This is a genomic window from Pseudomonas syringae group sp. J248-6 (assembly GCF_032586995.1).
In the GTDB taxonomy this organism is placed as follows: domain Bacteria; phylum Pseudomonadota; class Gammaproteobacteria; order Pseudomonadales; family Pseudomonadaceae; genus Aquipseudomonas; species Aquipseudomonas amygdali.
In genome coordinates, this window is sequence record NZ_JAWHOP010000011.1 from 37,175 (window position 1) to 60,608 (window position 23,434).

At 58.2% G+C, this 23,434-nt stretch carries 22 protein-coding genes; 11 read left to right on the plus strand and 11 right to left on the minus strand.

The annotated features are described in order from the left end of the window. Positions 1–6: 6 nt before the first annotated feature. Complete coding sequence (locus RYC17_RS15600) at positions 7–789, minus strand: YqcI/YcgG family protein (RefSeq protein WP_005733792.1); 783 nt, start codon at positions 787–789, stop codon at positions 7–9. A gap of 151 nt (positions 790–940) precedes the next feature. Here RYC17_RS15600 and RYC17_RS15605 point away from each other — a divergent pair, with 151 nt between their 5' ends. After that, positions 941–1,867 carry a LysR family transcriptional regulator gene (locus tag RYC17_RS15605; protein WP_002554373.1) on the plus strand — a complete coding sequence of 309 codons (927 nt, stop codon included), beginning with the start codon at positions 941–943 and terminating at the stop codon, positions 1,865–1,867. 123 nt (positions 1,868–1,990) lie between these two features. Here the strand turns inward: RYC17_RS15605 and RYC17_RS15610 are convergent, their stop codons facing one another. The 3 genes from RYC17_RS15610 to RYC17_RS15620 are packed head-to-tail and all read right to left on the minus strand — an operon-like array spanning position 1,991 to position 5,564. Further along, a complete protein-coding gene (locus tag RYC17_RS15610; RefSeq protein WP_058399978.1) occupies positions 1,991–3,148 on the minus strand; it encodes a M20 aminoacylase family protein in 1,158 nt (385 codons plus the stop codon). A 4-nt stretch (positions 3,149–3,152) separates the two neighbouring features. After that, complete coding sequence (locus RYC17_RS15615) at positions 3,153–4,670, minus strand: aldehyde dehydrogenase family protein (RefSeq protein WP_058399977.1); 1,518 nt, start codon at positions 4,668–4,670, stop codon at positions 3,153–3,155. 3 nt (positions 4,671–4,673) lie between these two features. After that, complete coding sequence (locus RYC17_RS15620; RefSeq protein WP_004660684.1) at positions 4,674–5,564, minus strand: NAD(P)-dependent oxidoreductase; 891 nt, start codon at positions 5,562–5,564, stop codon at positions 4,674–4,676. A 161-nt stretch (positions 5,565–5,725) separates the two neighbouring features. Here RYC17_RS15620 and RYC17_RS15625 point away from each other — a divergent pair, with 161 nt between their 5' ends. Together RYC17_RS15625 and RYC17_RS15630 are read left to right on the plus strand one after the other, a co-directional pair. Beyond that, positions 5,726–6,631, plus strand: a complete 906-nt coding sequence (locus RYC17_RS15625) for a LysR family transcriptional regulator (RefSeq protein ID WP_057403112.1) — start codon at positions 5,726–5,728, stop codon at positions 6,629–6,631. Positions 6,632–6,733: 102 nt separating this feature from the next. After that, a complete protein-coding gene (locus tag RYC17_RS15630) occupies positions 6,734–7,969 on the plus strand; it encodes a zinc-dependent alcohol dehydrogenase (protein WP_058399976.1) in 1,236 nt (411 codons plus the stop codon). A gap of 244 nt (positions 7,970–8,213) precedes the next feature. Here the strand turns inward: RYC17_RS15630 and RYC17_RS15635 are convergent, their stop codons facing one another. Both RYC17_RS15635 and RYC17_RS15640 read right to left on the minus strand, forming a co-directional pair. Beyond that, the gene (locus RYC17_RS15635) at positions 8,214–8,945 is read right to left on the minus strand and encodes an aspartate/glutamate racemase family protein (RefSeq protein ID WP_002554379.1); all 732 of its coding nucleotides are present in this window, start codon (positions 8,943–8,945) and stop codon (positions 8,214–8,216) included. A 10-nt stretch (positions 8,946–8,955) separates the two neighbouring features. After that, a complete protein-coding gene (locus RYC17_RS15640; RefSeq protein ID WP_058399975.1) occupies positions 8,956–9,675 on the minus strand; it encodes a GntR family transcriptional regulator in 720 nt (239 codons plus the stop codon). Positions 9,676–10,019: 344 nt separating this feature from the next. On the opposite strand from RYC17_RS15640, the gene RYC17_RS15645 reads away from it, so the two are divergent. The 3 genes from RYC17_RS15645 (at position 10,020) to RYC17_RS15655 (ending at position 14,214) form a co-directional block, all read left to right on the plus strand. After that, a complete protein-coding gene (locus RYC17_RS15645; RefSeq protein ID WP_058399974.1) occupies positions 10,020–11,471 on the plus strand; it encodes an NCS1 family nucleobase:cation symporter-1 in 1,452 nt (483 codons plus the stop codon). 333 nt (positions 11,472–11,804) lie between these two features. Next, positions 11,805–13,877 (plus strand): PAS domain-containing sensor histidine kinase, encoded by a 2,073-nt coding sequence (locus tag RYC17_RS15650; RefSeq protein ID WP_058409611.1) that lies wholly within the window; start codon positions 11,805–11,807, stop codon positions 13,875–13,877. Positions 13,878–13,881: 4 nt separating this feature from the next. Beyond that, a complete protein-coding gene (locus RYC17_RS15655; RefSeq protein ID WP_316903751.1) occupies positions 13,882–14,214 on the plus strand; it encodes a hypothetical protein in 333 nt (110 codons plus the stop codon). Between the two features lie 117 nt (positions 14,215–14,331). Here the strand turns inward: RYC17_RS15655 and RYC17_RS15660 are convergent, their stop codons facing one another. The 3 genes from RYC17_RS15660 to RYC17_RS15670 form a co-directional block, all read right to left on the minus strand. Further along, positions 14,332–15,363, minus strand: a complete 1,032-nt coding sequence (locus RYC17_RS15660; RefSeq protein ID WP_316903688.1) for a methyl-accepting chemotaxis protein — start codon at positions 15,361–15,363, stop codon at positions 14,332–14,334. A gap of 255 nt (positions 15,364–15,618) precedes the next feature. Then, on the minus strand, positions 15,619–15,933 hold the full coding sequence (locus tag RYC17_RS15665) for a hypothetical protein (protein WP_058399997.1): 315 nt from the start codon (positions 15,931–15,933) through the stop codon (positions 15,619–15,621). Between the two features lie 45 nt (positions 15,934–15,978). Then, positions 15,979–16,863: an alpha/beta hydrolase gene (locus RYC17_RS15670; RefSeq protein WP_316903690.1), complete on the minus strand. Its 885-nt coding sequence runs from the start codon at positions 16,861–16,863 to the stop codon at positions 15,979–15,981. Positions 16,864–16,979: 116 nt separating this feature from the next. Between RYC17_RS15670 and RYC17_RS15675 the strand changes: the two genes are divergently transcribed. The 5 genes from RYC17_RS15675 to RYC17_RS15695 all read left to right on the plus strand — a co-directional run bounded on the left by RYC17_RS15675 (position 16,980) and on the right by RYC17_RS15695 (position 21,544). Then, positions 16,980–17,579 (plus strand): TetR/AcrR family transcriptional regulator, encoded by a 600-nt coding sequence (locus RYC17_RS15675; protein WP_058399970.1) that lies wholly within the window; start codon positions 16,980–16,982, stop codon positions 17,577–17,579. A 331-nt stretch (positions 17,580–17,910) separates the two neighbouring features. Then, positions 17,911–18,699: an SDR family NAD(P)-dependent oxidoreductase gene (locus RYC17_RS15680; protein WP_122258019.1), complete on the plus strand. Its 789-nt coding sequence runs from the start codon at positions 17,911–17,913 to the stop codon at positions 18,697–18,699. A gap of 16 nt (positions 18,700–18,715) precedes the next feature. Beyond that, positions 18,716–19,576: an alpha/beta fold hydrolase gene (locus RYC17_RS15685; RefSeq protein ID WP_122258018.1), complete on the plus strand. Its 861-nt coding sequence runs from the start codon at positions 18,716–18,718 to the stop codon at positions 19,574–19,576. Between the two features lie 76 nt (positions 19,577–19,652). Then, positions 19,653–20,654 (plus strand): NADP-dependent oxidoreductase, encoded by a 1,002-nt coding sequence (locus RYC17_RS15690; protein WP_316903694.1) that lies wholly within the window; start codon positions 19,653–19,655, stop codon positions 20,652–20,654. A gap of 77 nt (positions 20,655–20,731) precedes the next feature. Next, a complete protein-coding gene (locus tag RYC17_RS15695) occupies positions 20,732–21,544 on the plus strand; it encodes an oxidoreductase (protein ID WP_316903696.1) in 813 nt (270 codons plus the stop codon). A gap of 21 nt (positions 21,545–21,565) precedes the next feature. Here RYC17_RS15695 and RYC17_RS15700 read toward each other — a convergent pair whose 3' ends face one another. Next, on the minus strand, positions 21,566–22,528 hold the full coding sequence (locus RYC17_RS15700) for a DMT family transporter (protein ID WP_316903698.1): 963 nt from the start codon (positions 22,526–22,528) through the stop codon (positions 21,566–21,568). A 79-nt stretch (positions 22,529–22,607) separates the two neighbouring features. Beyond that, on the minus strand, positions 22,608–23,336 hold the full coding sequence (locus tag RYC17_RS15705; protein ID WP_316903700.1) for an AraC family transcriptional regulator: 729 nt from the start codon (positions 23,334–23,336) through the stop codon (positions 22,608–22,610). Between the last annotated feature and the right edge of the window lie 98 nt (positions 23,337–23,434).

Consider the following 23,434-nt stretch of genomic DNA (forward strand, 5'->3'; position numbering starts at 1 on the left):
GGGTACTCAACGCTCGTTCAAATGGTCAGTCTTGTCGACTTTGATATGCAGAGGACAACGGGACAGTGAAAGCCCGCCTTCTTCATATAGTTGGTATTGCTTCCATTCCAGGCTGCTACGGTCGCCGAAAAAACCCAGCGTGTCGGGCACCACGCCGTTGTTGTAATCGGCGATTCGCTGGCGAATCTTTTCCCTGACCTTGCGACCACTTTCCGTCTCGGCGCTTGCCACCTCGTCAAAGTTCTCCCGAGGGTTGACCACAAACACAATGTGCCCACCCAGCGAACGGCTTTTCATCGCGCTGTGACGGGGAAAGCTCATGTTGATGAACATCGGCAGTCCGGCGAAGTGATAGGTCCACTCGAACACTTCAGGGTCTGTGCAGGCTTTGGCCGGCCAGGGCGTTCGGTCACCGTCATGTAAATGCTGCAAGGTGGCCCAGGCATAGGCCTGCTCTTCGGCCAAGGTGTTGAAATCGGTTTTCTCGAAAATGACAATCAACGGGTTGAACAGGCGATCTTCAAGTGGCGTGTCATTAACGAACTTTACGTACGCTTCCATGCCGTCACGTAGCGCTTGTTGCTCATTCTCACAGGGGATGAACAGCAGCAGACAGCTTCCGGACTTGTTGGCACGGCGGCCAAACAGACAAGGAAAGCCCTTGTCACTCAGCACCTGCTCGAACTGCCTGTAAGCCTGAACCCGCCAGCCCATTTCCAGGGCGGTGTCACTTTCCAGCAAATGTCTTACAACAGATTGGCGCAACAGCTTTTCGGACTTGGGCAGCATATTCCCTCACGCACGCAGCAGATAAGAACACCGCCTTATTGTTTGATTTTTACGACAGTGGACGAGCCGGCGATTCTGACCGGAGACGCGTGCGCGGAAAAATGGAAAAAGGTGTAACCTACTATGACAAATAATCATGGTTAGTTATCACATGACTGAACGTATACCGCCTCTTTACGCGCTGAGAGCCTTTGAAGTAGCGGCCCGATCATGCTCATTTACGCGTGCTGCGCAGGAGCTCTCTCTTACCCAGAGTGCCATCAGCCGCCATATTCGTACCCTGGAAGAAACCCTTGGCTGTCGATTGTTCGAGCGCAATGGCCCGCGGCTTTCGCTCAGTGACGAGGGCCGGCGGCTGTCCAGCCAGCTCAAGATCGGCTTCCGGATTATCGAGGACGCTTGCCAGCCCTTCCGGGGTCAGGGCGCGAATCTGCGCCTTAAATCCCCGTCCACCCTGACCATGCGCTGGCTGCTGCACGCGCTGGAGTCCTTCAAAAAGCCTGCACCCGCCCTGCCGGTGCAGCTCTCCAGCGTGTGGATGGATTTTGATAGCGTGGATTTCTATTCGGAGCCTTTCGACTGCGCGATTCTGCTGGGCAATGGCAACTTTGGTGCCGAGGTGGAAACCTGCAAGCTGTTCGATGAATGGCTGATTCCGATCTGCTCGGCAGACACGTTAGGCGACCAGCCGTGGGGAACAGAGAGGCTTCAGGCCGCTGAACTTATCCATCCATCCAGCGACCGCCGCGACTGGCGGCGCTGGCTGAGCCGGATGGACCTCTCTGGTCAGGTGACGTTGAGCAAAGGCAAGGTGTTCGACACGCTTGATCAGGGCATTACCGCTGCGGTCAGAGGGCACGGTGTGTCGATTGGCGATCTGTTTCTGGTCGCTGATGACTTGAACGAAGGCCAGGTTTTTCTGCCGTTCAACTCGGCGGTTGGCACCGGGGATGCCTATTACCTGGTCTGGCTGCAGGACAGCTTCAAGCGCCAGCGAGTACTGGAACTGCGCGACCACCTGCTGACCTGCCTGCCGGACATATCCGGTATTGCAGTGGAATTGCTCGCAGCACCTTGACGGAGTCCGCTCCCGGTGGGAGTGAGCTTGCTCACGAAGAGGCCGGTAAACCCCATAAAAAAGGGCGTCTGGACCACTGCCTTCGTGAGCAAGCTCACTCCTACGGCATATGTATGCGAGCCATCAACTCAGCGGCAAACACTGCTCCACCAGCGAGGTCCAGACCGCAACGCCAGGTTCGATGACCTGATCATTGAAGTCGTAGTACGGGTTGTGCAACGCCGCTGACGGTTTGTCGCCATCGACGCCCATCCAGATGTACGCACCCGGGCAGGCATGCAGCATGAAGGCGAAGTCTTCGGAGGCCATCGACGGGTTGCAGCCCCACTGCACGTTGTTCTCCCCCACCGCTGCGACCGCTGCGCGGCGGATCGTAGCAGCGGCATCGACGTGGTTTTCAGTCACCGGATACCCCACGTTGTAGACCAGTTCGCCACGCACCCCGAAGGCCGTCGGCAAACGCTCGACGAACTCGCCGATCAGTTGCTGAACCTTCTCGCGCACCGGCGTTTGCAGACAACGCACCGTGCCGCGCAAAACAGCGGTTTCCGGGATGACGTTGATCGCCTCACCGGCATTGAACTGAGTGATGCTGACCACCGCCGAGTCGAGCGGTGACAGGCGCCGGGAGACAATGGTTTGCAGCCCCAGCACCAGTTCGGCAGCCGCCACGATCGGGTCATTGCCCTTGTCAGGCATGGCCGCATGGCTGCCCTTGCCGGTCAGGGTGATTTCGAAGGTGTCCAGCGACGCCATCATCGGCCCCGGATTGATCACCACCTTGCCAGCAGGCACGCCCGGCCAGTTGTGCAGACCGTAGATCGCTTCCATAGGAAAGCGCTCGAACAGGCCGTCTTCGATCATCCGTTGCGCGCCGCCGAGGTTTTCCTCGGCAGGCTGAAAGACAAAATGCACCGTGCCGGCAAACCGGCGGGTTTCCGACAGGTGCCGGGCGGTGGCCAGCAGAATCGCCGTATGGCCATCGTGTCCGCAGGCGTGCATGCAACCCTTATGGGCCGACTTGTGCACGCTGTCGCCCAGCTCCTGAATCGGCAGGGCGTCCATGTCGGCGCGAATGCCGATAGTCGGGCCGTCGCCATTGCGCAGGGTGCCGACCACGCCAGTACCGCCCAGACCGCGGTGCACCTGAATGCCGAAGCTACTCAGCAGATCAGCCACCTTGTCCGAGGTTTTCAGCTCCTGAAACCCCAGCTCCGGCGCAGCGTGGATCGTGCGGCGCCAGACAGTTGCTTCGTCGATCAGTGTCTTTGAAATAGGCATGTACTTACTCCAGACTCGCGCCGTAGCCAAAACTGGCGGCAGGCTTGGCGGCGGTTTCGACCCAGACGCTTTTCACTTCGCTGTACTCGCGCAGTGCATCCAGACCGGAAGAACGGCCATAACCACTTTCACCATAGCCGCCAAACGGCGAGCTGACGTGGATAGTCTTGTAGCCGTTGACCCAGAAGGTCCCCGCTCGCACTTGCTTTGCAACGCGGTGAGCGCGCCCGACATCGCGGGTCCAGACACCACCGGCCAGACCGAAACGGCTGTCGTTGGCGATACGGATCGCGTCCTCTTCGTCCTTGAATGGAATCGCTACCACCACCGGGCCGAAGATTTCTTCCTGCGCACAATGCAGCTCGTTGGTGCCCGCCAGCACCGTCGGATTGACGTAGTAACCCGGCTTGTTCGGGATAGGATCGGCCTGCTCGCCAACCAGCCTTGCGCCGTCTTTCAATGCACGCTCGACCATGCTCTTCACATGGTTGTACTGCTTGGCATTGTTGATCGGGCCAATCTGGGTGTCCGGGTCGCCGGGGTCGCCGACCTTGAACTGAGTTGCCGCCACCGCTAGCGCTTTGGTGAACTTCTCGAAAATCGATTCCTGCACCAACAGCCGTGAGCCGGAGACACAACTTTGCCCGGCACCGGAGAAAATCGCCGCCTGAGCACCACGCAAAGCCACTTCCAGATCAGCATCGTCGAACACGATGTTGGCTGACTTGCCGCCCAGTTCCAGCACCGCAGGAATGCAACGCTGCGCCGCAGCCACGGCGATATGGCGACCGGTCGCTGGCGAGCCGACGAACACCACCTTGCGAATGTCAGCCTTGGCAATGAACGCCTGGCCGATGGAATGACCGAAACCGGCAATCACGTTGACCAGCCCTTTCGGTACGCCCGCGCGCTCGATCAGCACACCGACCATCAGCGAGCTGAGCGGCGTCAGTTCCGACGGTTTGAGGATGACTGCGTTACCCGCCGCAATCGCCGGGGCGATCTGCCAGCCGCAGGTGAAGATCGGCGCGTTCCACGGGGTGATCTGCAACACCGTGCCCAGCGGTTCGTAGGTCACGTAGTTAAGGTGTGTGGTCGGCACCGGGATGATTTCGCCATGCAGCTTGTCTGCCCAGCCGGCGTAATACTCGAACATCTCGGCAACCTTGAGCACTTCGACGCGGGCATCGCGGATCGGCTTGTTGGCGGTCAGGGATTCGATCTGCGCGAGGTTTTCCAGCTCTTCGCGAATCAGATTGCCCACCTGGTACATCGCGCGACCCCGCGCCTGAGCGGTCAGCGCCCACCATTGCTGCTGCGCAGCCTTGGCGGCCTTGTCGGCGACATCGACCAACGACTCGTCGGCGTCCGGAAAACTCAGCAGCAGGCTGTCGTCATGGGCATTGCGCACTTCAACCGGCGCGCCGTGGCCTTCAATGAACTGGCCGCCGACGTAGCTGGCAATGACACTGCGATCGCCCCAGTAAGGACGCATCAGTTCAAGAATTTTTGCAGTGCTCATCGCTTATTCTCCATGACCGTAAAGTTTGCCATCGGTGCGTTGCACGATGGCGCAGAAGTCTTCGTTGTCCGCCAGGGTTTCACTGCTGGCCTGCCACAATTGCGCGACGACGCGCGACAGCGGCAGGTCCATGTCGAGGCTGTCCGCCAGATCGCTGGCCAGGCCGACGTCCTTGCGCATCAGGCCCATGGTGAAACCCGAGTCATAGGCCTTGTTGAGTACCCAGGTCGGGAACATCACTTGCGTGGCACCGCTGCGTCCAGAACCGGCATTCAGGCCCTGCAGAAGTTTTTCCGGATCGACACCTGCACGCGCGGCCATCGCCACGGCTTCGGCAGTGCTGATCAGGTGGCAGGCGGCGAGCATGTTGTTGGCGATCTTGGCCACATTGCCTGCGCCGCACTGGCCGACGTGCACGCGTGTGCCGCTCATTCCTTCCAAAATCGGCATGGCGCGCGCAAGATCGGCATCTTCAGCGCCGATGACCATCGACATGGTGCCGGTAGCTGCGCCTTTCGGGCCGCCCGAGACAGGTGCATCGATAAAGGCAATGCCGGTTTTGGCCAGTTCGGCGGCGACCTTACGGCTCATTTCCGGTGTTGATGTGGTGGTATCGACCACGATCAAGCCCTTGCGACCGAACTCGCTGATACCGCCCGCACCAAGGCACACCGACTCCACATGCTCGGCCTTGGGCAGCGACAGGATCAGAATATCCACGCCTTGAATCAGTTGTTTGCGGTCGGCAACCGGCTTGACGCCTTTGCTTTCAGCCTGGGCCAACGCAGCCTGCGACAGGTCGAAGCCGCTGACATCAAAGCCCTTGCCCGCCAGCGTGGCAGCCATGCCGCCGCCCATGTTGCCCAATCCGATCACACCTGCTTTCAAAGTCATGTCTGCATCCCGGTCAAAGGTTTTGTACGAATTAGAGGATGACGCTGCGGGCCCCTTCGGCCTGCAATGTGCTGATGATTCGAGTATGGACAGCGCTCTCCCCTCTCAGCAATAATCCAAAAATCGAATTTATGTTGCCTTTAGCGCAACACTGGAAGCCCATGAGCCTCGTTCAAGATCGACGCATCCTGTATTTTTTCGAAGCCGTACGATTGGGCAGCGTCCGGGCTGCTGCCGACTTCCTCAACGTTGCGCCTTCGGCGGTCAGCCGTCAGATCGCGCAACTGGAACAGGAGCTGGGCTCGCCATTGCTCGAGCGTCATCGTCGAGGGGTGAAACCTACCGAAGCAGGCGACAAGGTGCTGGCCTATTACCGCCAGCGGCTGACGCAGCAGGAGGTCTTGCTGGACTCGATCCAGGCGCTGAAGGGCCTGCACAGCGGCTCGGTGACACTGGTGTCCGGAGAAGGTTTTCTTGAAAGCCTCGCCCAGCCGCTGGCCCGGTTTTCCGAGCTGTACCCGCGCATTGAACTGCTCGTGAACGTCTGCGGCAGCAACGAGGTAATTCGCCAGGTGGTGGAGGACGAAGCGCATATCGGCCTGGTCTTCAACCCCGCTGCCGACCCGAAAATCCGCTCTCACGCCCATCAGCGCAAGCCGGTGTGCGTGATCACCGCCCCCGATCATCCGCTGACGCAAGAGCAGGCTCCGATAGAGCTGCGGGCACTGGAACACTACCGTGTTGCGCTGCCTGCGGTGTCTTACGGCATTCGCCAGATCCTTCTGCAAGCCGAACATCAGCTGGGTGTCACAGTGCAACCGACCCTGACCTGCAGCACCTTCGCCATGCTCAAGCATTTCGCCATGCAGGGTGGCGTCACGCTGCTGCCGACCTTCGTTGTAGAGGAAGAGATAAAGGCCGGAAAACTGCGCGCCCTGCCCTTGCAGCATGAGGTGTTCAGCAGCCCGCAGACGCATTTGATCAGCCGTCTGGGTCGCCAGCTCAGCGTCGGTGCCAACCGCCTGATGGGCATGCTGTTGCAGGACATGACGGCGTTTCGCAATTGACCTACCGTTAGTCCCGCATCGACCAATCGCGCTGAACCAACAAAATCCTCATGGTTCATCTTCAGTACGGATCAGAACTTCTGCTGCCATCGAGGATTAATCATGAGAGCTTTGACTTACCACGGCGCGAACAGTGTGAAGGTCGACACAGTGCCGGACCCGGAAATACAAGAAGCCGACGACATCATTCTGAAAGTTACTGCGACCGCAATCTGCGGCTCTGATCTGCACCTGTATCGCGGCAAGATACCCACGGTGGAACACGGCGACATATTCGGCCATGAGTTCATGGGCATTGTCGAAGAGACTGGCCCGGCGGTTACTGCTGTGCAGAAAGGTGATCGCGTAGTGATCCCTTTTGTGATTGCTTGCGGCAGCTGCTTTTTCTGCAACATCGACCTGTTCGCAGCCTGTGAAACCACCAACACCGGGCGTGGCGCGATCATCAACAAAAAGTCCATTCCGCCAGGGGCAGCACTGTTCGGCTTCAGTCATCTGTATGGCGGTATTCCCGGCGGCCAGGCTGAGTACGTGCGTGTGCCAAAGGCCAATGTCGGCCCGTTCAAAGTGCCGGGCACACTGGCTGACGAGAAGGTTCTGTTCCTTTCCGACATCTTGCCCACTGCCTGGCAGGCGGTAACCAATGCGGGGATCGGCCAGGGCTCAAGCGTCGCCATCTATGGCGCTGGCCCGGTGGGCCTGATGAGCGCCGCATGCGCAAGAATGCTCGGTGCCGAGAAGATATTCATGGTCGATCACCACCCGTATCGCCTGGCCTACGCGCAAAAAACCTATGGTGTGATCCCGATCAATTTCGATGACGACGATGACCCGGCCGACACCATCATCCGTCAGACAACTGGCATGCGCGGCGTGGACGGTGTGGTGGATGCAGTCGGTTTCGAAGCCAAGGGCAGCACCACCGAAACCATTCTGGCCACGCTGAAACTGGAAGGCAGCAGTGGCAAGGCATTGCGTCAGTGCATCGCAGCGGTAAGGCGTGGCGGCGTGGTGAGCGTACCGGGCGTTTACGCAGGGTTTATCCACGGCTTCATGTTCGGCGATGCGTTCGACAAGGGCCTGACGTTCAAGATGGGCCAGACCCATGTCCATCGCTTCATGCCTGAACTGCTTGAGCACATCGAAGCCGGACGACTTGAACCCGAAGCCATCATCACCCACCGCATGTCGCTGGAAGATGCCGCGAAGGGTTACAAGCTGTTCGACAAGAAGGAAGAGGATTGCCGCAAGGTGATTCTGACTCCGGGTAATAACACCATTGTGGTGCCAGACGCCACGACAGAAGCGCTGGTTGCGGGTGGCGTGCCGGCCATGTAAGGCGCACCCTTGGTGCTCAAGATCGGACGCAGAGCGTCCAGAAGTGCGCTATCACGTGGAGCGTGGGAGCGATCGCCACACGCTCCGTCGATAGAGAATGCGGAGCGTCCAGAAGACAGTGGTCGTTGAGACTATCGTTCTCTACGCTCCAGCGTGGGAATGCCGTTCTGGACGCTCTGCGTCCGATCTTTGTGCCGCGGAGCATCACCCAAAGCGTGTGTCAGTGCATTTGCGGACGCACATTTTATCGGCTCAGGTAGGCAAATCGTCCTTTAAACGGTTTGCCGATGGGGTCGGCGAGATCGCCGTGCTTGCTGGTGCTCAGCCCAAGGTCTACAAGAGACTCCGCCAATTTCACCGCCGCCGCTACGCCGTCGATCACCGGCAGACCAATCGCTTCACTCAATTGCCTGCCCAGATCCGCCATACCGCCGCAGCCCAGCACAATGGCACCGGCCCCCTCTTCATCGCGTGCCCGGCGAGCCTGTTCGGCCATGCACTCGATCAGTTCAGGCCCGCTCTCTTCCAGCGCCAGCACCGGCAGATCGATACAACGTACCGAGGTGCACAGCTCGCTAAAGCCATAACGCTGCAACAGGTGCTCGGCGATGATCCGTGTTCGGGTCAGCGTGGTGACCACTGCGAATCGGGTGGAAATCAGGCTGGCCATGTGAAAGGCCGCTTCGGCAATGCCGATCACAGGTGCGCTGGCGTATTCGCGGGCTGCCAGCAGGCCGGGATCGCCGAAGCAGGCGATGATGTGCGCATCGACCTGTTGCTCACGGCCTTTGCGTATTTCTTCCAGCACGCCCAGGGTCGCTATCGCTTCGTCAAAATGACCTTCGATAGACACCGGGCCATCATCGGGGCTGCACGCAAGAATCTGCGTACCGGGGCGCGCAATGGCTTGCGCCGCGAGGCCAATCTTGTGGGTCATGGCTTCGCTGGTGTTGGGGTTGATTACTTGAATACGCACCGGAACTCCTTCAGCGCCGTTTGAAAATGCTATGAAAATCCACTGTCTCGCTCACCGGTGCATCTACCTTCAGGCTGGCGCGGATAAGGCGCAGATGCTCAGCCATCCACACGCGGGCCTGCTCACCCTGCCCGGCTTCGAGCAAGGTCAGCAAGTCAACGTGCTGACCACAATCACAGCCAACGCTGCGCCGCGAACCGTACACCGCCACGATCAGCGATGAACGCGTAGTGAGCTGTGCGACTTGCTCAGTCAATACCTGATTGCCCGCCAGCGCGCTCAACTGCACATGAAAGCGCGCCGACAGCTGAATAGCTTCGCTGTGACGCCCGGCGTGTTGCGCCTCATGTTCCTGGTCACAGAGCGTACGCAGTGATTCCAGACGCTGGCCGCCTACCCGTGCGGCGATATCGGCCATCAGCGCGGGTTCGATCAACTGTCTGGCACCCAGTACATCCTGCGCCTCCTGCGCCGACGGTTGCGCGACCTCTGCGCCGCGCTTGGGACGCAAGGTCACCAGCCGTTCCAGGGCCAGACGCTGCAAGACCTTGCGAATGCCGGTCCGGCTGATCTCGAACACTTCAGCCAATGCGTCCTCGGGCAAACGCGTGCCTGGCGCAAGCCGATGCTCGACAATTGCTTCCAGCACGTGCTGGTAAATTTGCTCGTCACGGCCTTTTTCATCGGCAGCGGGCGTCAGGAACAAGGGAGCGCTGGCAGGTCGGGTCATGGTTTCGTATCACTATTTTGGTACAGATCGTATACAGGAATAGTGCCCGATGTATCACTTGATGAATAGCGCTATCTAAGCCGCCAAGCAACGCCTATGGGCTGGGCAGCCTGCAAAATCGCACCGAAAATGGGCCATTGCGCTCCGTTAGTGTGCGCTTTAAACGCTATGACGGACGTGCCCACTGTGCTGACTTTTCTGGGCTGGAACGCCAGCTGGCATAGCGCGCATTGACTTTTTGCCTATGAAAAAACGTATGGCACATCTTTTGCGTACACGATCGTATACAAAAATATCATCGATCGTACCCCGATCCCGCCACGATCCATCGAGGGAGTAACGCTATGACAGACCAACGCCCGGCCGGATACAGCCCGCGCCTGCACAACCATGATCTGGGGCCGGTGCCGCAGAAGTGGACCTGGTACAACATTCTGGCGTTCTGGATGAGCGACGTGCACAGCGTCGGCGGCTACGTTTTCGCGGCCAGTCTGTTCGCTCTGGGCCTGGCCAGTTGGCAAGTGCTGATCGCGCTGCTGGTGGGGATATGCATCATTCAAGTGATTGCCAATCTGGTCGCCAAACCCAGCCAGCAAGCCGCCGTGCCCTACCCGGTCATCTGCCGCCTGGCCTTCGGCGTTTTCGGTGCCAACATTCCTGCAATCATCCGCGGGCTGATTGCAGTGGCGTGGTATGGCATTCAAACCTATCTGGCGTCCAGCGCACTGGTGATCGTGGTTCTGCGCTTCTTCCCGGAACTGGCTGCGTATCAGAACGTGACCTTTCTCGGGCTGTCGTGGCTTGGCTGGTTCGGCTTTCTGGCGTTGTGGGTGGTTCAGGCTGCTGTGTTCTGGACCGGCATGGAGTCGATCAGACGTTTCATCGACTGGGCCGGTCCTGCCGTTTATGCGGTGATGTTCGCGCTGGCAGGCTGGATTGTCTGGCGCGCCGGCTGGGATAACATCAGTTTCACCCTGGCTGAAAAAGAGTTATCCGGCTGGGCGGCGTTCGGGCAAGTGGTCATGGCCATCGCGCTGGTGGTCTCATACTTCTCCGGCCCGACCCTGAACTTCGGTGATTTCAGCCGCTATTGCCGCAGCATGGCTGACGTGCGCCGCGGCAATTTCTGGGGTTTGCCAGTGAATTTTCTGGCGTTCTCACTGGTGACGGTGGTGATTGTGTCGGGCACGCTGCCGATTTTCGGTGAAATGATCCACGACCCTATTGCCACCGTAGCGCGTATCGATAACACCACCGCCGTGCTGCTCGGCGCATTTACTTTCGTGACCGCCACTGTCGGCATCAACATCGTCGCCAACTTCGTTTCCCCGGCCTTCGACTTTGCCAACGTCGCCCCCAGCCGCATCAGCTGGCGTGCAGGCGGCATGATTGCTGCCGTGGCGTCGATCTTCATCACACCCTGGAACCTGTTCAACAACCCTGAAGTGATTCATTACACCCTGGACGTGCTTGCGGCCTGCATCGGTCCACTGTTCGGCATCCTGCTGGTGGATTACTACCTGATAAAGAAGCAGCAGATTGATGTCGACGCCCTGTTCAATGACACGCCAAGCGGTCGCTACTGGTACACCAATGGCGTGAACTGGATCGCGGTCAAAGCGCTAGTGCTGACGGCGCTGGTCGGTCTGTGCTTTACCTTTATCGAGTGGTTCAAGCCCATTGCCAACTTTGCCTGGTTCACCGGTTGCATCCTGGGTGGCGCACTGTTTTATGCGATGACCCGCTGGTCTCCGGCGCAGGCTGCCAACCTGCCTGCGCCTGTCGGCCAGAACTGAGAACTGCCGAGGCGCTGGGCACCTGACCGGGACCAGCGCCTGCACGTTGCACAAAGACCCCTCCCCTCGTGATATCAGTGCTTTCAGCTGGCTCGGCAAGCCCGGCATGGGCTGAAAGCACGGCCCCGCGCGTGCCCCATAGAAAACAGTACACCTATCAAATGATATTAATTTAATATCACTTCCAGACCAAAACCATAGAATGATCAGGTGTCACTGATCGCCTGTAAGGCCTGAGGCACAAAATAGAATAAAATTTGTACAACTTTCAGGCTGCTGCGCTGCCCTATGACTGAGTCTTTGTGAACCAGGCGTTCAAGTGGGTCGATAGTAATGAGCAATGATGTTTCCGGCGGCATGCCATTCGCCCCCCAGCCACTCCGTCCATCGGCGCAGGAAGCCGCCGAGCGGCTGCAACTCGCCCTGGATTCAGGCGCAGTGGTGGGCACCTGGGTGTGGGACGTCGTTGCTGATCGACTGACGGGCGATGAGCGGTTTGCCAGGACATTCGGCCTGTGCCCCAAGCTGTGTGCCAAAGGGCTGCCGCTTGAGCTGGTGACCGCGTCCATTCACCCCGACGACTCGCTCAGGGTCGACAAGGCTATCGAAGAGGCACTGCTCGGCGGCGATACCTACCGATGCGAATACCGGGTTCGACACCAGGACGGCATTTATCGCTGGGTTGAAGCCAGCGGAAAAATTGAACGCGACAGTCACGGCAAGCCTGTTCGCAGTCCAGGCGTAGTGCTTGATATCGACAGCAGGCGTGGCGCTGAAGCCGAGCGCGACCGGCTGAACGAGTTGCTCAAGATATTCACGGCAGCCGTGCCAGGCGTTGTCTACGCCAAGGACCTGGAAGGCCGAATGCTGGTTGCCAACCGAGGCACCGCTGAATTGATCGGCAAGCCGCCAGACTTCTTCATCGGCAAGACCGACATGGATTTTCTGGATGACAAGGAGCAGGCGCGGATCCTGATGGAAACCGACCGCCGGATCATGCAGAACAACGCCGCCGAACAGATCGAAGAACGGGTCAATCTGGCTGATGGCTCAGCAGCGGTATGGCTGTCCACTAAAGCCCCCCTGCTCAATGGCAGCGGCGAAGTCATCGGCCTGATCGGCTCCTCCATTGATGTAACGGCAAGAAAAACAGCCGAAGAAGCCGTCAAGGAGCTCAACCAGACGCTGGAACAACGCATCGAACAAGCCGTTTTCGAACGTGAGCAGATTGAGGATGCCCTGCGCCACTCACAGAAGATGGAGGCCGTCGGGCAACTGACAGGCGGCATCGCACATGACTTCAACAACCTGCTGGCTGGCATTTCCGGCAGTCTCGAGCTGATCACCAAACGACTGGCCCAAGGCCGTGTCGGCGATGTAGACCGGTATGTGTCGGTCGCTCAGGGCGCGGTACGGCGTGCGGCTTCGCTGACTCACCGACTGCTGGCGTTTTCACGACGCCAGAACCTGTCCCCGAGAGTCACCAACGTCAACGTGTTGATTCAGGACATGGAAGAGCTTATTGCACGCACGGTCGGCCCGGAAATAGATATAAAAGTCGTTGCCCACGATGACTTGTGGCCTGCGCTGATCGATCATGCCCAGCTGGAAAGTTCGTTATTGAACCTGTGCCTGAACGCCCGTGACGCAATGCCCAATGGCGGGCGCATCATCATCGAAACAGCCAATGCGTCCATTGAAGAATGCACCGACCCGGACCATGGCATTCCTGCCGGCGAGCACCTGAGCATCCGCGTCACAGACACTGGCATGGGTATGAGCCCGGACACCGTCGCCAAGGCGTTTGAACCGTTCTTCACCACCAAACCCATTGGCGCCGGGACCGGCCTGGGCCTGTCGATGGTCTACGGTTTTGTGCGCCAGTCCGGCGGTCAGATCCGGGTCGAGTCGGTTGAGGGCCAGGGCACCAGCGTGGTCATGCACCTGCCACGCCATATTGCTGAAAACGCTCCACGCGCTGCCGAGCCCGAAATAACCGAAGAGCCAGCGCACCACACCGGCGAGACCGTTCTGATCGTTGATGACGAGCCCTCGGTCAGAATGCTTGTCGCCGAAGTGATCACCGGTCTGGGCTACAACTGCCTGGAAGCAGCCGACGCCCAGTCAGGCTTGCAGATCCTGCAGTCAGATACCCGCATCGACCTGCTCATCAGTGACATCGGTTTGCCGGGCGGCATGAATGGCCGGGAAATGGCCGACGCTGCGGGTGACTGCCGGCCGGGTCTGCCGACACTGTTCATCACCGGCTACGCCAAGACTTCAGTGCTGGACGACTGCCACCTGCGGCCATGCACACAAGTGCTGACCAAGCCGTTCGGGCTGGATGCGCTCGCCGGGCGAGTGACGGGCCTGATTGGCGCGGATGCAGCCGCTCGCGGCTATTGATAGCGTGCACCCTACGACACCCGATGGCCGGTATTTTGTGGTCAAGGGACAACTCTGGCGATGTTCCAATCCGTCCCTGAGCGAAGAGGTTCGTCAGCGACGCGTGGATGAGTTGATGGCTGCCCGGCGCAAGGTCAAGGCAGCCAAGTCGTGCACGGATACAGATGCACTGAAAGCCGCCCGGGCCGGGGTTCACCAGGCCAAGGTTGCGCTTGGCGAGCGCGGCGACGTCTGGTGGACTGACGGGGCCAGGGATTTCAATCGGTGCAAGGTGGAAAACACACCCTATGCGCAGTGGTATCTCGATTTGAATGACCCAGCAGCCCTCAAGCTGTGACCGCATGGACAGTCCGTTGTCTGGTCATTTAAGTGCCCTGGGGCAACCCACGCTTATCGCGGCCCTGAACCGTCTGTCAAAGCGCAACAGCACCTCAACAGACTAACCTGCTGGCCCTTAAGGCAGCTGCTGTTCAATCACCCCCAGCCACCCCATGCCGGGATAAGTCTCAAAGCCCGGGGTCATTGAATAGCCTTGAATGCTGTTGTTGGGCAGTGTGCTGTAGCCGGTGGCCTGCCCCGCTCTGGTCTGCAAATCGATACTGTGGCCCAACGGGCTTTGGGGGTCGGAACTGGCAATTATCCTGTGGCTGGCATCGACCATCATCACTCGGGTACGGGTGCGCTCCTCATCACTCAGACGCACGCCATTGATCACCGAGTCCGACTGATTCTTCCAGTCAAAGAAAATCCCGATGACGCCGATCACAGGCGAGTGTTTGCCAGCGTTACTGCGCACGGCTGCGCTGAACGCACAGGTTTGTGAGCCGTTGAGCAAGGGCTCTACAGCGACTTCACCGGCAAAGTATTGATCGCCCGATGAGTGCCGCACCGCCTGCTTGAACCAGGTCGCATCATTTACATTCGCGCCGATAACCTTGCCGAAGGTATCGGGCCGACCGGACGCAATCACGCAGCCTGTTGTATCGGCAACCCAGATGTCCAGGTACACCGTATAACTGTCCAGAATGACGCCGAGGCGCTCACTGGAGTGAGCGCGATTCTGCGCAGTTGGGGTCATCAGTACATCAACCAGCGATGCATCGGTCGCCCACCAGCGAACATCGCACGTGCGCTCGTACAAATTGCGATCAATGATTTCGATCAGGTTCAGCGCGAGGTCTGCCAGCCGCTGACCTCGTACATCAAAACACATGCCCTTACCAAGTTCGGTCAGTTCATTGACCGACGCTTGCAGGTCTTGAGTCAGACCGCTGGCAATTTTTGATATCTGCTCGGAGATATTCTTCACCTCCTCGGCCACCACTGCAAAACCCCGACCGGCTTTCCCTGCATGCGCCGCTTCGATCAGCGCGTTTATTGCCAGCAATCGAGTCTGGCGGGTAATCAGTTGTATGTCGCTGACGCCACGAGTCGCCAGCGATTCCACTTCACGGGACAGGGTCACAATTCGTTCGGGTTCGATCATTTTCTTTCTGCTTCAATGAGTTACCGTAGGCGGCAGCCATCGCACGATCGTCGTGCAAAAACAGAGGGAAAGAAGTTGTCACTCTCAAGGGCGCGGAAGTCTGGGCTTCCTGTTTTTATCGACTGATGTCGCAATGCCCTCAACCCCGCTAATGTAGTTTTGAAGGTCGACAATCTGCAAGCATTGCGCACGGAACGTTTGCACTACAGATTTCAGGAGCATGTGTGCGGGGGGCTTCGGGCTGAGTGCAGGCGCTCAGCTGTTGACGCTTTCTAGCTGAAACCTCGTTGCTTGCAATGCAGCCTCGCCCACGTCGGTAAGACCGAAAATAATATGCTGCACATAGGGAAACGAAGCGTCGCAGGGCAATACGGCACCTGAAATCAAAAGGCCTTCTTTCACGAGATGATCAATCATCTCCATGAACTCCCCTATTGCCGGAACCGCTGGCTGGAGACGAATCAAATTCAGGTAAAGCTGACCAGACGTCATCTTTCCAGGGCGGAAAAAATGGGCGTTGTTAACGATTTCCAGCACGGCCAACTCATCGGAAAAATGATGATTACTCACAGTGACCTCCCGCTTGCGCAACCATGGCCCGCCTCTCCAGCCAGGTCAGGGTTCAATCGGCGTTGGCAAGTGACTACCCGGCTTCAGAAACTCCATCACTTCAGCAGTAACGGAGGGATGATCAATCAGTCGGTTATGACCCAGCCCTTCCGTGGTGAAGAGACGCGCTCCGGGCCATAGTTTTGCGAACCGGGCACCGTTTTCCCAAGGGACTTCACGATCGTGGCGGTCGTGAACAATAAGCGCCGGGCGGTCGAGCAGATGTAGTCGCAGAGAAGCATCGTAGTCCGCGAAACGCTCGCCCGTCAGAGCATGTATGTCTGCCTCAAAGGGAACGAATACCTTGTGTGCAACACCGACGCTATCAAACTGTTGAAATACGCTCTGGGCTGGCACTAGATACGGTGCAATCAACACAAAGCGCTCGGGACGCCATTGCTCATCCTGAGCAAATACGGTTGACGAGGCCCCCATCGAATGGCCAATCACGGCCGCTGGTTTTCCAAAATGGCGGCCAACGTGCCGAAGCACTTTCACGAACTGCGTCATGTGGCTGATATCGCCAGCGCTTAATCCATGGGCAGGCTGATCAAAACCAACCACCGCATAGCCCATCGATCGTAACAATGGCACCCAGCCGACAAAACGCATCGCGTAGCTCGACCATCCATGGGAGAACAACACATAAGGTTGACTGGAAGGATCTCCCCACACGTAGGTGCAGATCTTGATCCCGTTCAGTTCCAGAGTGCCCGTTTGCACATCCGCCGATGCGCTGAGCGTAGCGGCAGCCTTGGCACGTCCGGCGGCCTGGGGTGTCACGAAACGTCGGGCAAGGTATCTTCCGGTGGGGCCCGGTAGAATACGGCTGGCAAGCATGAAGGTGCCACGCAGCGTCAATAATCGAAGCCTGTTGGTAAGTTTGCTCATCGGTATTCTCCGCGCCAACCATAAGACCTTGCGCAATTAGAGCAGCCTATCTTGTCAGTGACAAGATAGGCTGTACGATGGATGTATAACTTTTATTTCATGACAGGGAGCTTCGTATGCCGACCTCAGATAACCCGCGTACTTACCACCATGGCAACTTGCCGACCGTCTTGCGGCAGGCGGCATGGGACATCGTGGGGGAAGCAGGCATGCGAGGACTCTCACTGCGTGAATGCGCAAGACGGGCGAACGTTTCACACGCCGCACCTGCGCACCATTTCGGCTCTCTGGAAAACCTGATGGCAGAGGTGGTGGCCGATGGTTATGAACGGATGGTCGACGCTATTCATGCCGCACAGCGTGACCTTGACGACTGTGTACTGGGCTGCGGGATAGGCTATGTCAATTTCGCTAAGAACTACCCACAGCACTTCCGGTTGATGTTCGGAATGGGCGGGGTCAACCGCACATTACCCAGGTTGCTCACTTCGGGCGAAGCCACGCTGCAACTGCTTCGTCAGTCGATACGTACGGCGTGGGTCGCAAAAAATGGTGCCGAACCAGACCCGACAGTGCTTGAGCAACGCACCTTCCTCGCCTGGAGCACTGCGCATGGGTATGCCTCGTTGGCGATCGACAGAAAGCCGGATGAACTCTCTGTGGTCTCGGCCGAATCGATACTCAAACCGATGGCGTCTTTTTTGCTTACACCATAGCGCTCCGCGCTCCGCAAATGCGGCCGGGCCTCCACGTCCACTTAGCCCTCTGAAACGCCCTCTGCGCCGCATCTCCAGAACGGCGAAAGCAACCGCGCGCACGATTCTCCTTCCTCCTCGCCTCTGAATACAGGGTGCGCACGACCTCGCCGCATTTTGATGTCGATCAACATCAATACGTTGACATTTTAGATTTAGATCGTAATCATAACGCCAAGGATCAATTGGCAGGGCCCTTCAGCGTCAGCGTCGAAGGCCCTGCCGGGTGACCGACAATCGCAGGCGCAAACGCTTGGCTGCCCTCATTGCATTACTTGTCAGGACATCACCAATGACTACTCTCCCCACTGTTCTCATCACTGGCGCTTCCAGCGGTATCGGTGCCATTTATGCCGAGCGATTTGCCCGTCGCGGCCACAACCTGGTGCTTGTCGCACGTGACAAGCCACGCCTCGATGCTTTGGCAGCAAGGCTGGGTGAAGAAAACAACGTAGCTGTCGAAGTGCTTCAGGCCGACCTGACCAACTCTGCCGACCTCACAGCGCTTGAAACTCGCCTGCGCGACGATGCCAGCATCGGCGTCCTCATCAATAACGCAGGTATAGCTCAGTCCGGCGGGTTCATTGAGCAGAGCGCTGAGGCCATTGAAAAACTCGTCGCCCTGAACATTGTTGCACTGACACGACTCGCTGCCGCAGTAGCCCCCCGCTTCGCACAGTCCGGTACCGGTTCAATCGTCAACCTCGGGTCGGTGGTGGGCTTGGCGCCAGAGTTCGGCATGACCGTTTACGGTGCTACCAAGGCCTATGTGCTGTTCCTGTCTCAAGGCTTGAACCTGGAACTGGCAGCCAAGGGTGTGTACGTCCAGGCGGTCCTGCCTGCTGCTACCCGCACCGAAATCTGGGAGCGCGCCGGTATCGACCTCAACACCCTCCCCGAGGTGATGGACGTCGAAGAACTGGTCGATGCAGCGCTGGTGGGCTTCGACCGTCGCGAACTGGTGACCATTCCGCCACTGCACATTGCGGGTCGTTGGGACGCGCTTGATGGCGCGCGGCAAGGGCTGCTGTCGGACATTCGACAAGCGAACGCCGCAGAGCGCTATCTGACCAAAGCCTGAAACCAGGGTATCCATCATGCCTAGCTCAAATCTGCAGACTCATTCGACGCAGTCGTTTGTCCAGGCGCCCAATAAAATCGCAACAGTCGCAGGCATTGCCTTCGCCTATCGCGAGTCAGGTTTGCGTGGTGGCGTGCCGCTCTTGTTGCTCAACTATTGGGGCGCGGTACTGGACGATTTCGACCCGCGCATTGTTGACGGTCTTGCCACCCGACATCACGTTATCGCCATCGACTATCGCGGGGCTGGTTTATCCACCGGCACCGCGCCGCTGACGATAGGCGAGATGGCTCGGGACACCCTCGAGCTGGTGCGGGCAATGGGCCACAGGCAAGTGGATCTGATTGGCTTTTCAATGGGCGGTTTCGTGGCTCAGGACCTGGCATTGAAGGCACCCGATCTGGTACGCAAGGTTATTCTGGCAGGCACTGGGCCGGCAGGCGGAGACGGTATCGAGCGCATAGGTGCGCTGGCCTGGCCGCTTATTCTCAAAGGCTTGCTGACGCTGCGAGACCCCAAGGTCTATATGTTTTTCACCTCCACACTCAATGGCCGACGCGCCGCCAGAGGCTATTTGAGCAGGGTGAAGGAACGCACCGTCGACCGCGACAAGCCGCCGACGCCTCGCTTGCTGCTTCGCCAACTCAAAGCAATCAAAGCCTGGGGAAAACAGCAAGAGCAGGATCTTGCACGCCTGCGGGTGCCTGTAATTATCGTCGTCGGGGACAGCGACGTCATGGTCGCAAGCGAGTTGAGTCGCGATATGAGCCAACGTCTCCCGCAGGCGCAACTGGTGGTTTATCAAGACGCAGGCCACGGTTGCGCCTTTCAGTACCACGCCGACTTCGTCTCAACGGCTCTGGAGTTCCTTGCATAAAGCGTTCGAACTTCAACTGCACATCGTTTTTTAAAAACAACCCATCACTGTCAGACGACCCTGGAAATCTAGCGTCATGAAAGCACTTACCTTCGAAAACTATGGCAAGTCGCCTGAAATTGCGATAACGCATGTGCCTCTGCCAACCATCAAGCCTGATGAACTGTTGGTGGAAGTTCACGCGGCCGGGTTGAACCCGATCGACAACATGATTACCACAGGCACGTTCAAGGCCGTCCTCAAACACGAACTACCCGCCATTATGGGCAGTGATCTTTCCGGCGTGGTCATAGCAGTAGGCAAAGCTGTCACCCGCTTCAAGGCGGGTGACGCCATTTTCGCCAGTATCTTTGACCTCGGCAAAGGTAGCATCGCCGAATTTGCAGCCGTTCCTGAGCGCGCTGCTGCACTTAAACCGACGAATCTGGATTTCGTACAAGCGGCCTCTATTCCAATGGTCGGGCTTACATCCTGGCAAGCCTTGAAGGAACACGCCAATCTTCAACCCGGCCAGAAGGTATTCATACCGGCCGGGGCTGGAGGTATCGGCACCTTCGCTATTCAACTGGCAAAACACCTGGGGGCCAACGTCGCCACGACCACCAGTACCGGCAATGTAGAGCTGGTGCGCAGCCTGGGTGCAGATGAAGTGGTGGACTATAAAAATCAGGCGTTCGAGCAAGCATTGCGCGACTACGACCTGGTGCTGGGTACAACGCGAGGAGACACGATTAAAAAAGCCGTCGGCATCCTCAAGCCAGGAGGTTTGATCATCTCCCTCGTCGGGCCACTGGATAAAGCGTTCGCCAAGGCTCGCCGGATGAATGTCTTCTTCACTTTCCTCTTCGGGCTGATGAGCCACTCGATCAGGCGCCGTGCGAGAAAACATCACGTGACCTACTCGTTCCTGTTCGTACGCCCGCAGGGGGCTCAACTCGAGAACATTGCCGTGTTACTTGAAAGCGGGCAAATCAAACCTGTCATTGACAGGGTCTTTGCGCTGGAGCAGGCCAAAGAAGGACTTGAGTACCTGGCCCGGGGGCGTGCCAAAGGCAAAGTAGTGGTGAAGATCAGGTAAGTGTCGGTGACCCGCGTTTTAAATTCCCCACATAAGCAACTTGTCGGCCCCCAGCCTTTTGAACACTGGAGCATCACATGAGCACTTCTTCCGGAAAAACTGCCATTGTCACCGGTGCATCATCCGGTATAGGTCGCGCAACGGCCGAGGCGCTGGTGCGCTCGGGCTATACCGTGTTTGGCACGAGCCGCAAGATTGGCGAAAGTGCAACGCAGGTGTCCATGCGTACTTGCGACGTAACTAACGGTGACTCGGTCAGCGCGCTCGTTTCCAGCGTACTTGCGCAGACCGGGCGGATCGACCTGCTGGTCAACAATGCAGGTATTGGCCTGATAGGCGGCTCCGAGGAATTCTCGATACCCCAGGTGCAGGCGTTGTTTGATGTCAATCTGTTCGGCGTCATCCGCATGACCAATGCGGTATTGCCGTCGATGCGCGAAAGTGGCCAGGGGCGCATTATCAATATCGGATCGATTCTGGGCCTGATACCCGCGCCCTACTCTTCTCATTATTCGGCGGTCAAACATGCGCTGGAAGGTTATTCGGAATCTCTGGATCACGAAGTGCGCGCCTTCAATATTCGCGTCTCGGTCATTGAGCCGGCCTTTGTACGAACCGTCTTCGATCAAAACGGCATTGAGCCGGAACGGTTATTGAGGGAATACGATCAGGCCCGCGCAGAATTCAAGGCATTGCTCGCCGATGTAATGCCGAAAGCCGATTTGCCGGAAGTGGTGGCGGCTGTAGTGCTGAAAGCGGCGAGCGATGCCCACCCCAAGCGTCGCTACACTGCCGGCAAGACAGCCCGACAAATCAGCATGCTGCGTCGTTTTGCGCCTGCCGGGATGTTTGACAAGAGCCTGCGCAAGGAGCTTCGTTTACCGGCCTGAAACGCACGCGAGCCGGTCACTTCAGGGGCGGTGCTTGGGCTGGATAGTCGGGGAATGCAGTGGCACACGATGACAGTTCAGACACCAGACCACACCGCAGACCAGCAAGGCAATGGCAGCCAGCTCGTAGCCGTCGGGTAGTCGGCGCTCCCATAAGAAACCGAAAACGAGCGCCGCCAGCGTTTCAATCACGAGCACTTGCCCGCTGAGTGCCAAGGGTAGAAGTCGGCTCGCCTGATTCCAGCAGGCACCACCGACAACCGAAGACAAAAGGGCAACGCCACCGGCCACCACGAGAAAATGCAGCCATTCGGAAATACCATAGATACCCGCTTGAGAACCCAGCACGGGCGCTGCCAAAAGCAGTGATTGAGCGCCTGTCATGACGCCCATAAGCATCGCCCAGTCATGCGCGGAGACGTTGGCGACCTGCACCAGCCGGCGGGCATTGCTCACCGCAAACCAGCTCCACGTCAGCAACGCACCTGTCGCGCATAAAATCCCGACAATATCTGCCGCTGTATCGGGCCTTTGATCATTGATCAGCGCGTGCCAACTGATAAGCACAACGCCCCCCACCGCGCAGCACAATGAAGGGAAGAGCTTGCGCAGAGAAACGGCATTTGCGTCATGACGACCCGCCAGGGTTACGAGCACCGGAATAAGTCCGACAATCAACGATGTTGTGGCGATACCGACCAACTGCACGCCTGTGCCCACCAGGGAGTAGTAGATGAGGTTGCCGATCAGGCTAAGCCAGAAAAGTGACTTCCAGTCGGCCATGGTGAGACTGGCGCAAACACGCCGCCAACGCAGCATCAGCAGGGCCGCAGAAATGGCGCCGTAACAGAGAAATCTTATGACCGCGAACTGCAAACCGCTCAAACCCGGAGTCAGCTGCGGGCCCAGGAAGATCACGCCCCAGCACAGGCCGGCGCAAACGCCATAAATAATGCCCTTGAGCAATGATCGATCAGCAAACATTTCACCAGCGCTCCAACGCCTAAAGCATGAAGTCTGGAGCGTCGGGCCTGGAGGATATTGTCGGTAACTGCGGTTTTTTTTACCCGGACTGTTTTTGCGCTTTACGATAAACCGCCGGGGTCGTGGCGCTCAAACGCTGCATAGTGCGCGTCAGCGATGCCTGATCGGAAAAACCTGCACGCAAGGCAATCTCGGCTATCGGCAGCGAGGTGCCACGCAACCATCGTTGGGCCTCCTGTATGCGTAGTTCAGTCAACCACGCTTGAGGACTCATCGCGAATAATTGCCGGAATCGCTGGTGCAGCTGGCTCATGCTCATGTTTGCGACTTGGGCCATGGCCTGGTTGCTCCAGTGTGCGCCAGGATTTGCTCGCAGACGGGCTATCAACTGCTCTATCGGGGACGAAAAACGGCAGGTGTCCGAGCCAAGGGACGACAGAAGCAGAGGTCCCAGCTGTGAGGCAGTAATGGCCAGTTGCTGGTTACCGATCAGCTCGGCGAATTCGATAAGCCGACGGGTCGCGGGCGAAACAGGCACATATATTTTCTCGGCCAGACGCCCCATCTGCAGTGTTTCCAGCGTCGTCGGTGCGCAGTCCAGCACCAGAAAACGGCTGTCGACGTGAGTGTCCTGCGAGTGCCGCGAACCAGGCTTTACCAGCGCGGCAAGTGACTGATCGATAAAGCCACCGCGACCGTCCACGTCAATTTCCATTCGGCCACGAATCGGCAGTACCAATTGAGTATGGTCGTGGCAATGCTGAGGGCTTTGCGTCTTGTAGCTGCGAACTTCAAGGCTTAGAAACATTAGTGCACCCCTTGCCGTCGGGTGATTCGAGGTCTGGCGTTCCATAGTGTCTGCGCGCTTACAGGTTCAGCGGCGTCAGCAACAGGTCAACTGGCTGG

Excerpts from the sequence above, each read along its gene's own strand:
- RYC17_RS15600 (WP_005733792.1), bottom strand. The coding sequence starts at position 789 with ATGCTGCCCAAGTCCGAAAAGCTGTTGCGCCAATCTGTTGTAAGACAT.
- RYC17_RS15605 (WP_002554373.1), top strand. The coding sequence starts at position 941 with ATGACTGAACGTATACCGCCTCTTTACGCGCTGAGAGCCTTTGAAGTA.
- RYC17_RS15610 (WP_058399978.1), bottom strand. The coding sequence starts at position 3,148 with ATGCCTATTTCAAAGACACTGATCGACGAAGCAACTGTCTGGCGCCGC.
- RYC17_RS15615 (WP_058399977.1), bottom strand. The coding sequence starts at position 4,670 with ATGAGCACTGCAAAAATTCTTGAACTGATGCGTCCTTACTGGGGCGAT.
- RYC17_RS15620 (WP_004660684.1), bottom strand. The coding sequence starts at position 5,564 with ATGACTTTGAAAGCAGGTGTGATCGGATTGGGCAACATGGGCGGCGGC.
- RYC17_RS15625 (WP_057403112.1), top strand. The coding sequence starts at position 5,726 with ATGAGCCTCGTTCAAGATCGACGCATCCTGTATTTTTTCGAAGCCGTA.
- RYC17_RS15630 (WP_058399976.1), top strand. The coding sequence starts at position 6,734 with ATGAGAGCTTTGACTTACCACGGCGCGAACAGTGTGAAGGTCGACACA.
- RYC17_RS15640 (WP_058399975.1), bottom strand. The coding sequence starts at position 9,675 with ATGACCCGACCTGCCAGCGCTCCCTTGTTCCTGACGCCCGCTGCCGAT.
- RYC17_RS15645 (WP_058399974.1), top strand. The coding sequence starts at position 10,020 with ATGACAGACCAACGCCCGGCCGGATACAGCCCGCGCCTGCACAACCAT.
- RYC17_RS15650 (WP_058409611.1), top strand. The coding sequence starts at position 11,805 with ATGAGCAATGATGTTTCCGGCGGCATGCCATTCGCCCCCCAGCCACTC.
- RYC17_RS15660 (WP_316903688.1), bottom strand. The coding sequence starts at position 15,363 with ATGATCGAACCCGAACGAATTGTGACCCTGTCCCGTGAAGTGGAATCG.
- RYC17_RS15670 (WP_316903690.1), bottom strand. The coding sequence starts at position 16,863 with ATGAGCAAACTTACCAACAGGCTTCGATTATTGACGCTGCGTGGCACC.
- RYC17_RS15675 (WP_058399970.1), top strand. The coding sequence starts at position 16,980 with ATGCCGACCTCAGATAACCCGCGTACTTACCACCATGGCAACTTGCCG.
- RYC17_RS15680 (WP_122258019.1), top strand. The coding sequence starts at position 17,911 with ATGACTACTCTCCCCACTGTTCTCATCACTGGCGCTTCCAGCGGTATC.
- RYC17_RS15685 (WP_122258018.1), top strand. The coding sequence starts at position 18,716 with ATGCCTAGCTCAAATCTGCAGACTCATTCGACGCAGTCGTTTGTCCAG.
- RYC17_RS15690 (WP_316903694.1), top strand. The coding sequence starts at position 19,653 with ATGAAAGCACTTACCTTCGAAAACTATGGCAAGTCGCCTGAAATTGCG.
- RYC17_RS15695 (WP_316903696.1), top strand. The coding sequence starts at position 20,732 with ATGAGCACTTCTTCCGGAAAAACTGCCATTGTCACCGGTGCATCATCC.
- RYC17_RS15700 (WP_316903698.1), bottom strand. The coding sequence starts at position 22,528 with ATGTTTGCTGATCGATCATTGCTCAAGGGCATTATTTATGGCGTTTGC.
- RYC17_RS15705 (WP_316903700.1), bottom strand. The coding sequence starts at position 23,336 with ATGTTTCTAAGCCTTGAAGTTCGCAGCTACAAGACGCAAAGCCCTCAG.